The 6,882-nt window shown below is 69.0% G+C and carries 9 protein-coding genes; all 9 read right to left on the bottom strand.

The genetic code is table 11. The features are described from left to right. Positions 1-69: 69 nt before the first annotated feature. The 9 genes from V3B41_RS08875 to ccmA are packed head-to-tail and all read right to left on the bottom strand — an operon-like array spanning position 70 to position 6,831. On the bottom strand, positions 70-1,059 hold the full coding sequence (locus V3B41_RS08875; protein WP_197632413.1) for a cytochrome C biogenesis protein: 990 nt from the start codon (positions 1,057-1,059) through the stop codon (positions 70-72). Continuing rightward, entirely contained in the window at positions 1,053-1,502 is a 450-nt protein-coding gene (locus tag V3B41_RS08870) for a cytochrome c-type biogenesis protein (protein WP_295548660.1), read from the bottom strand. Before V3B41_RS08870 ends, V3B41_RS08875 begins: the two co-directional genes overlap by 7 nt. Positions 1,503-1,506: 4 nt before the next feature. Beyond that, entirely contained in the window at positions 1,507-2,124 is a 618-nt protein-coding gene (locus tag V3B41_RS08865) for a DsbE family thiol:disulfide interchange protein (protein ID WP_329860723.1), read from the bottom strand. Positions 2,125-2,132: 8 nt separating this feature from the next. After that, a complete protein-coding gene (locus tag V3B41_RS08860; RefSeq protein ID WP_329860721.1) occupies positions 2,133-4,052 on the bottom strand; it encodes a heme lyase CcmF/NrfE family subunit in 1,920 nt (639 codons plus the stop codon). Then, on the bottom strand, positions 4,053-4,514 hold the full coding sequence (gene ccmE, locus V3B41_RS08855) for a cytochrome c maturation protein CcmE (protein WP_049430568.1): 462 nt from the start codon (positions 4,512-4,514) through the stop codon (positions 4,053-4,055). After that, positions 4,511-4,699, bottom strand: coding sequence for a heme exporter protein CcmD (ccmD, locus tag V3B41_RS08850; RefSeq protein WP_197620328.1), 189 nt, complete (start codon positions 4,697-4,699; stop codon positions 4,511-4,513). Before ccmD ends, ccmE begins: the two co-directional genes overlap by 4 nt. Then, positions 4,696-5,466: a heme ABC transporter permease CcmC gene (gene ccmC, locus V3B41_RS08845; protein ID WP_329860718.1), complete on the bottom strand. Its 771-nt coding sequence runs from the start codon at positions 5,464-5,466 to the stop codon at positions 4,696-4,698. The genes ccmD and ccmC overlap by 4 nt, the downstream gene beginning before the upstream one ends. Before the next feature lie 43 nt (positions 5,467-5,509). Beyond that, positions 5,510-6,205, bottom strand: coding sequence for a heme exporter protein CcmB (ccmB, locus tag V3B41_RS08840; RefSeq protein ID WP_049430573.1), 696 nt, complete (start codon positions 6,203-6,205; stop codon positions 5,510-5,512). After that, complete coding sequence (gene ccmA, locus V3B41_RS08835; RefSeq protein WP_005413987.1) at positions 6,202-6,831, bottom strand: heme ABC exporter ATP-binding protein CcmA; 630 nt, start codon at positions 6,829-6,831, stop codon at positions 6,202-6,204. The genes ccmB and ccmA overlap by 4 nt, the downstream gene beginning before the upstream one ends. Between the last annotated feature and the right edge of the window lie 51 nt (positions 6,832-6,882).

Genomic DNA, 6,882 nt, shown 5'->3' with positions numbered 1-6,882 from the left:
GGGCGGGCGTCTCTCTCCGGCCCGCGCGCCCCCCGTGGGCGGCGCCGCGTCGGGCCCCCCCGCTACAGGTCAGGGAAACCGCAGCTCAACCACGCCGTCATGCGGCAGGCTCACCTTCACCGGCACGCTCTGCAGGTCGCCCTCGCTGCGGTTGGCGCTACCGGTACGCGAGATGCGTGCCAGCACTTCCACTTCGCGATGTGCCGACAGCGGTGCGGTCGGCATTGGACTGTCACCGTCGCCCAGCCCGACCGTGGCCGGGAAGCCGGCGAGCGGCAGCTTGCGCGCGGCCACCGGCATCGGCGGGCCGCCGACGGCACGGGCCAGCACGAACACCTGGGTGCTGGCTGGCCACTCGTTCGCCTTCATTGCAGGCAGCTGCACGCGCACCTGCAGCAGCGCCTGCGGCGTAGCAGCGGCAGCATCAGGTGCCTGGCCGGCAGCTTCGCGGGCGATTGCGATCTGTGCCTGCAGTGCCTGTGCGGCGCCCGGTTCCAGTCGCGGCAGCAGGCTGCTCCAGACGTCGGCGGCTTCGGCATTCCGGCCCCGCTGGCGCAGGGCGATGCCGAGCAGCCAGCTTGCGCGCTCGGCATCGGGTGCCAGTGTGCGCGCCTGCTGCAACCAGGCCATTGCGGTGTCATCGAATTGTTTGCCGGCGTCGGCCTGCGCACGTGCCTGCGCGGCTTCCACCAGTACGCCCGGATCATCCGGTGCCAATGCTGCGGCCCGCGCGAACGCGCCCGCCGCAGCTGAGGCATTGCCCAGTTCGGCCTGCGAACGACCCAGCAGGGTCCAGCCATCGGCCCGCTGTGGGTCACGCTCCAACGCATCCTGCAGGGCCTGCACGCCATCGCGCAGCGTCGCCACCGAGGGCGCCGGCTGCACCTGTGCGGCGCGCGGATCGCCCACCAGCAGGTAAAGGCAGGCACCGGCCACGCCAAGTGCAATCACGCCCACCGCGAAACCGCGGCGACCGTGGTGGCGCAGCGGCCACAGCACCAGCGCTGCCACCAGCGCAGCGACCAGGCCGGCCAGCATCGGCAGCCAGTGGCTCACCATCCATCTCCTTCATCGGCCTTGCCGGCCGGCGCGGCGCCGACCGTGCGTCCACGACGGCGGACGATCCCCAGCATCACCAGTGCGCCCGCACCCAGTACCAGAAGCGGCCCCCCCCACAACAGCCAGGTGCCTGGTTGCAGCGGTGGCTGGTAGAGAACGAACTCACCATAGCGCGCGACCAGGAACTGCTTGATCTGCGCATCGTCGTGGCCCTGCTGCATCAGCTGCAGCACCTCGCGGCGCAGGTCCTGGGCGATCTGTGCGTTGGAATCGGCCAGCGACTGGTTCTGGCATTGCACGCAGCGCAGCTGCGCGGCCAGGTCATGGAAGCGGCGTTCCTCGGCGCCATCGCGGAACTGCAGCGGCTGCGGATCGTGCAGCGGCTGCTGGGCCGGCACGGCCAGTGGCAGCATCAGGAGCAGCAGCGCCAGCAGCCAGCGCATGGGCTCAAGGCGCCGTGTGCAGGGTGTTGCCGGCATTGCCCTGGGCCTTCTCGATCTTCTCCAGCGCCGGGATCAGCTTCTCGTCGACCACGCGCTGGGTCATCGCGCCGCTGTATTTCCAGCGCACGACGCCACTACCGTCTACCAGGAAGGTTTCCGGTGCAGCGGTCACGCCCCAGTCGATCGCGGTGCGGCCTTCGACATCGCTGAGCACCACCATGAACGGGTTGCCCAGCTGTTCCAGCCAGTGCAGCGCGTCGGTGGGGTCATCCTTCCAGTTGTAGCCGATCACGCGCACGCGCTTGCTCTCGGCGAAGCGGGTCAGCACCGGGTGTTCCTCGCGGCAGGCCGCGCACCAGCTGCCCCATACGTTCAGCAGGTAGGGCGCACCGCGCAGGTCGTCGCTGTGCACGATCATTTCCGGGTCGTGCAGCACCGGCAGCGCGAACGCCGGTGCCGGCTTGTCGATCAGCGCCGAGGGCAGCACGTCGCGCTGCGGATCGCCCGATTTCATCACCCCGTAGATCATCAGCCCGAGCAGGCCGAAGAAGAACAGCACGCCGATCACGATGGCTACCGGCGGCAGCGGGCGGGAGGGGCGCGGGGCGGGGGACTCGGACATGGGAACTCCTACGGACGACGGAAACGGCGGTCGGCGGCGGTGATGAATCCGCCCAGGGCCATCAGCAGCGCACCCAGCCAGATCCAGCGCACGAACGGCTTGATGTGCACCCGTACCGCCCATGCATTGTTGCCCAGCGGCTCGCCCAATGCCACGTAGACATCACCGTCGAAGCGTGCATCGATGCCGGCCTCGGTCATCACCTGGCCGCCACTGGCGTACTGGCGCTTCTCCGGATGCAGCAGGGCCTGCTCGCGGCCGTTGCGGAACACCCGCAGATGGCCGCGATCAGCGATGAAATTAGGGCCTTCGCGGTGGTCCACACCCTCGAAGCGGACTTCGTAGCGACCGACCACCAGCTGCTGGCCCGGCGCCAGCGCCACTTCGCGCTGCACGTTCAAGGCTTCCACCAGCAGTGCGCCGGCCAGGAACACGGCGATGCCGGCGTGGGCGACGATCATACCGAGCATCTCGGCGGTGAAGCGGCCATTGCCGCGCAGGCGCTGCCAGACGAAGCGTGCGGTGCCGAGCGCGACCCAGGCCGCAGCGGCCACGCCGATACCGGCCTTCCAGCCGTTCTGCGGTGCCTGCCACCAAGCCAGAGCGCCCAGCAGCACGGCCAGCCCCAGCCATGGCGCCAGCAGCGCGAATGCACGCGAAGGTTGGTCGCGCTGCCACTTCACCAGCGGGCCGAACGGCAGCAGCAGGATCATCGGGGCCATCAGCAGCAGGAACAGGCTGCCGAAGTAGGGCGGCCCGACCGAAATCTTGCCCAGCGACAGTGCATCGGCCAGCAGTGGATACAGCGTGCCGAGCAGGACCATGGCGCAGGCGCTGGCCAGCAGCAGGTTGTTGGCCAGCAGCAGGGTCTCGCGCGAGGTGGCGGTGAAGCCGCGGCGCGGATCATCCGCGTCCACGCTCAGCTGGCTGGCGCGCAGCGCGTACAGCAGCAGGCTGCCGCCGACCAGCACCGACAGGAACACCAGGATGAACAGGCCGCGCGACGGATCGGCGGCGAACGAATGCACGCTGGTCAGCACGCCGGAGCGCACCAGGAAGGTGCCCAGCAGCGACAGCGCGAAGGCGGCGATCGCCAGCAACAACGTCCAGCTGCCGAAGGTGCCGCGCTTTTCGGTGACGGCCTGCGAATGGATCAGCGCCGCACCGACCAGCCATGGCATGAAGCTGGCGTTCTCCACCGGGTCCCAGAACCACCAGCCACCCCAGCCCAGCTCGTAGTAGGCCCACCAGCTGCCCAACGCAATACCGAGGGTCAGGAAGCCCCAGGCAACGTTGGTCCACGGCCGCGTCCAGCGCAGCCAGCGCGCGTCGACGCGGCCTTCCAGCAGCGCGGCCACCGCGAACGCGAACGGCACCGCAAAGCCCACGTAACCGATGTACAGCATCGGCGGATGGATGATCAGGCCCGGGTCCTGCAGCAGCGGGTTGAGGTCGCGGCCTTCCAGCGGCGCCGGGTTCAGGCGCAGGAACGGGTTGGAGGTGAAGATCAGGAAGGCGAGGAAGCCGACGCTGACGATGCCCATCACCGCCAGTACGCGCGCCTGCACCGGTGCAGGCAGGTGCCGGGAGAACAGCGCCACCGCGCCGGTCCACAGCGCCAGCACCAGTGCCCACATCAGCAGCGAGCCCTCATGCGCGCCCCATACCGCCGAATAGCGGTAGATCATCGGCAGCAGCGAATTGGAATTCTCGGCCACGTAGCGCACCGAAAAGTCCTGCTGCACGAACGCGGCGGTGAGCGCCGCGAACGCACCGGCGAGCAGCAGCAGCTGCGCGAAGGCGGCCGGCCGTGCCACCGCCATCCACGCCGTGTTGTTGCGATGCGCGCCCACCAGCGGCAGGCCGGCCTGCAGCAGCGAGGCCAGCAACGCACACAACAGCAGGATCTGACCCAGTTCGGGCAGCACTCAGCGCACCTCGGGCGCCGTCACCGGCACGTCGTGCTTGCGATGGGCATCGCCCATCTTGTCCGCCACTTCCTTCGGCACGTACTTTTCATCGTGCTTGGCCAGCACTTCGTCGGCGACGAAGACACCGTCCTGCAGGCGGCCACTGGCGACCACGGCGGTGCCTTCGGCAAACATGTCCGGCAGGATCCGCGATGTGGTCACCGCCAGCTGTGCATCGCCGTCGGTCACTTCAAAGCGCGCCTCCAGCGAGCCGACCGGCCGGTTGAAGGAGCCCTTCACCACCATGCCGCCCAAGCGGAAGCGCGACTGTGCATCGACATCGCCGCGCAGTACTTCGGCGGGCGTGTACAGGTAGGCAATGTTGCGTTCCAGCGCCATCGCCACCAGTGCGGTGGCCAGGCCGGAAGCGAGCAGGGCCAGCAGCACCCAGGCCAGGCGGCGACGCTGCACCGGCGTCATCGTTCCAGCTCCGTCGGCAGCGACGCCACTGCGTCCTGCCTGCCGGCGCGGGTCTGCTGCCGTTGTTGGCGGGCCAGTGCCAGCCGGCGTGCCACGCGCAGGCGCAGCCACGAACCGATGGCATCGGCGCCGAGTACCAGCACGAACACGGCGTAGGCGCCGATCACATAGGGCAGGTGGGTCATGGCTGGGCCTCCCCGGCCGCGCGTGCGGCATCGACCCGGCCACCGACCCAGGCCTTGCCGGCCTCGCGGTCGAGGTTGTCGGCGCGTGCCTTGGCCAGCACCGAACCGGCGAACCAGAACTTGGTGCCGATCACCATCCACCACAGCGGCGCGATCATCGCGCTGCTGATCGCCGATTCACCGAATACGTTGATCGACTGGCGCTGATGCAGGCCACCCCACCAGTCCACCGAATAGCGGATCACCGGCAGCAGGCTGACGCCGACGATGGCCAGCAGGCCGGCCGCGCGCGCGGCGCTGCGGCGGTCCTCGATGGCGTGGTACAGGCCGATCACGCCCAGGTACAGGAACAGCAGCACCAGCTCACTGGTCATGCGCGGGTCCCAGTCCCACCAGGTGCCCCAGGTGCCCTTGCCCCAGATGCTGCCGGTCAGCAGGGTGATCAGGGTGAAGCCGGCGCCCATCGGCGCACAGGCCATGGCCAGGATCTCGCAGACCTTGATCCGCCAGATCAGCGCGATGGCCGCATACAACGCCATCAGCGCGAACACGAACAGGCTCATCCAGGCACTGGGCACGTGGATGTAGAGGATGCGGAAGCTGTCCAGCTGCTTGGCCTCCGGCGGCACCACCAGCAGCGCCTGCCACATGCCGACCAGCAGCACCGGCACCGCGGCGAGGTAGAACACCCGCGACCAGCGGTCAGCGAAACGGTCGAACGTGGGCGGTGAACCGAGTTGGTGGAACCAGCGGACAATCGGATTCATGCGTGGCGGCTATCCAGCAGGGGTGGATTGGCTCTCAGCTCGGTCAACTCAGAGAAATACGTATTGCAGCAGCAGTGGCCAGTGGTGCCAGCACCAGTGCGACCAGCAGGCCGGCGCCCAGCATCAGCAGCGCACCGACCGGATCCTGTCCGCGTCCGGCTGCCGCCAGGCTGCCTGCGCCGAACACCAGCACCGGCACGTACAGCGGCAACGACAGCAACGCCACGAGAATACCAGAGCGCCGGATGCCTACGGTCAGTGCTGCGACCACGCCACCGATCAGGCTCAGCAACGGTGTTCCCAGCAGCAACGATGCCAGCAACATCGGCAGCTGGTCATGCGGCAGATGCAGCATTTCCGCCAGCAACGGGCTGACGATGATCAGCGGCAGGGCGGTGGTCGCCCAGTGCAGCAGCACGCGCACCAGCACCAGCCAGGCCAGCGGTACCGGCGCCAGCAGCCATTGCTCCAGCGAGCCATCCTCGGCATCGGAACGGAACAGCGAATCCAGCGACAGCTGCCCGGCCAGCAGCACCGCCAGCCACAGCACCGCGCCAGCGGTGGCGCTCAGCAGTTTCGGTTCGCGGCCCTGGGCCAATGCGAACAGCACCACCACCAGCACCGCGAACAGCAGCGGCTGCAGCGCATCGCCGCGACGGCGCCAGAGCAGGCGCAGGTCGCGCTTGAGCAGCGCACCCGCAGTCTGCCACAGGCCCGGTTCGGTGCCCGGCGCGATCATGCGGCACCGCCGAGGTCGAGCTGGCGGGTACGCACGGGCGGTGCGGCATAGGCGCCGTGGGTGGTGACCAGTGCCGCGCCACCGGCGCGCAGGTGCGCCGAGATCATCCGGTTGACCAGGGTGATGCCCTCCAGGTCGAGGTTGGCATAGGGTTCGTCGAGCAGCCACAGCGGCGCCGGCGACAGCCAGATGCGCGCCAGCGCCAGGCGCCGCTTCTGCCCGGCGGACAGGTGACGCACGAGGGTGTCTTCGTAGCCGGCAAGGCCGACGATGGCCAGCGCGTTGCCCGGCATCTGCCGCGCACGACGGCCGTGCAGGCCACACAGGAAATGCAGGTTCTCCAGCGTATCCAGGTCCGGCTTCAAGGCCGGCAGGTGGCTGAGGTAGGCCACGTAGCGTGCACGCTCGGCATTGCTGGCCGGCTTGCCGTCGATCCGCACCTGACCGGCGCCGGGCCGGGCCAGGCCGGCCAGCACGCGCAGCAGGGTGGTCTTGCCGGCACCATTGCCGCCCTGCACCAGCAGGGCTTCGCCGGCGTCCACATGGAAGTCCAGCGGGCCGAACACCGGCTCGTCATTGCGGGAGAAGCTCAGGCCGCTGGCGGCCAGCAATGCAGGGGTGTTCAAGGGGCAGGGGTCTTCATGCCGGAGTGCGGCGGCAATTGTAGCGGTGAATGC

Source organism: Stenotrophomonas sp. SMYL89 (assembly GCF_036319985.1).
In the GTDB taxonomy this organism is placed as follows: domain Bacteria; phylum Pseudomonadota; class Gammaproteobacteria; order Xanthomonadales; family Xanthomonadaceae; genus Stenotrophomonas; species Stenotrophomonas maltophilia_Q.
This window is presented reverse-complemented; position numbering and strand designations above follow the sequence as displayed.